This is a genomic window from Mesorhizobium sp. M7A.F.Ca.US.014.04.1.1, assembly GCF_003998745.1.
GTDB classification, from domain to species: Bacteria; Pseudomonadota; Alphaproteobacteria; order Rhizobiales; family Rhizobiaceae; genus Mesorhizobium; species Mesorhizobium ciceri.
The window spans coordinates 1-1,715 of the sequence record NZ_RZRW01000878.1 but is presented as its reverse complement, the minus strand read 5'-3'; the positions used below and the strand labels follow the sequence as shown (position 1 = coordinate 1,715).

The window sequence follows — 1,715 nt, the reverse complement described above, 5'->3', positions numbered from 1 at the left end:
TCGGCGGCGCGGCCGAGTTCTTCGATTACTACGCCGAGTTTGCCCGTCGCATTCAAGGTGAAATCCTGCCATCCGACTACGCGGGAGAGCAGGTCTGGATACAGCGTGTGCCGGTAGGCGTCGTCGCCGCCATCATTCCGTGGAATTACCCGAGCGCCCTGGTCAGCCGAAAGGTGGCGCCCGCCATGATCGCCGGCGACACCATCGTCCTGAAACCGCATGAAGACACGCCACTTTCGGCGCTCGAAATGGCTCGCATCTTTGTCGAAGCGGGCGTGCCAGCCGGCGTCGTGAACATCATAACGGGACGAGGTGAAACCATAGGCGAAGTGCTCTGCACGGAACCCGGCGTCGACCTCATCACCATGACCGGAAGCGTACCGACCGGCAAGCGCATCATGGCGAATGCTTCGCGCAATCTGACACCTGTTTCGCTGGAGCTTGGCGGCAAGGCGCCATTCATCGTCCTGGCTGATGCCGATCTCGACCTGGCGGTTCGTTCCGCAGCCACGTCGCGCTACATGAATTGCGGACAGGTCTGCATATGCAACGAACGCACGCTCGTTCACCGTTCGATTTACGATCAATTCGTCACACGCTTTGTGGAGTTCTCCAAGTCGCTCGTCGTCGGTGATCCGATGCAGGCAAATACCGATATCGGCCCGAAAGTCAGTCTTGAAGAGTTGGAAAAGGTCGAGGCGGTCCTTGCGGAAGCCGTAGCGGGCGGCGCGAGGCTTGCTCTCGCCGGCGGACGCCCGACCAAGGCGCCCATCGATGGCGGCTACTGGCTCAATCCGACCGTACTGACAGATGTGACGCCTGACATGCCGATCATGACGCGCGAAATCTTCGGCCCGGTCGTGCCGATCATGCCCTTCGACACTTTCGAGGAGGCTGTCAGCATCACCAATGCCAGCAACTATGGCCTGTCGGCCTATCTTTTCACCAATGATCTGGGCCGCGTCATGAACGCCGTCAACGAGGTTTCGTTCGGCGAGATCTACGTGAACCGGATCGGACCGGAAATGCTGCAGGGTTTCCATGTCGGCTTCCGCGAAAGCGGACTGGGCGGCGACGACGGCGTGCATGGGCTCGAGAGCTACATGCGCAAGAAGACGGTCTACGTGAACTATTCGGGTGCCGCCACGGCGGCATTGATGCCTTACGGGCGCTGAACAGCGCCCAACCAGTACGACCAGCCAGGTCGCCACCCGGCCGCTACGGCCGTTTCATATGATCGGGAGGAATGAAATGTACTATCGTGGATTTATGGCGGCCGCCTTGGCCTTGGCGCTATCGGGACTGGCCGCATCGTCGGCTCTCGCCGATGACACCATCCCACCGGAAGCAAAAGCTCTGCTCGAGCCGCTGCCCCTGTCGCCGAGGGGCCAACCCGTCCCAGGCTTCCCGGATGGTCCGCCGGCGGTGTCGCCGGACGTGCTGAAATTCTCCGATGAGGATCTTGCCAAGCTCAAGGCGGGCAAGTTTACCGCTGGACTGGTGATGCACACAATGGATGCGGGCTGGCCTCAGTTGCAGGTTGCCGGAATCAGCAACACACTCAAGGATCTTGGTATCGAAATTGTTGGAACCACCGACGCCAAGTTCCAGCCCGGTCAGCAAATCAGCGATCTGGAGCAGATGATCGCCCGTAAGCCCGACGTGATCTTCTCGATCCCGATCGATCCGAAGTCTGAGTCCGAAGCCTACAAGAA

The 1,715-nt window shown here is 60.2% G+C and carries 1 protein-coding gene and 1 pseudogene; both read left to right on the top strand.

The window, feature by feature from the left end; genetic code table 11:
• Positions 1-1,175, top strand: a 1,175-nt coding sequence (locus tag EOA22_RS32625) for an aldehyde dehydrogenase family protein (protein WP_127390553.1), incomplete at its 5' end; no start/stop codon positions are given.
• A gap of 76 nt (positions 1,176-1,251) precedes the next feature.
• Positions 1,252-1,715: pseudogene (locus EOA22_RS32620) on the top strand (sugar ABC transporter substrate-binding protein); the annotation flags it as partial.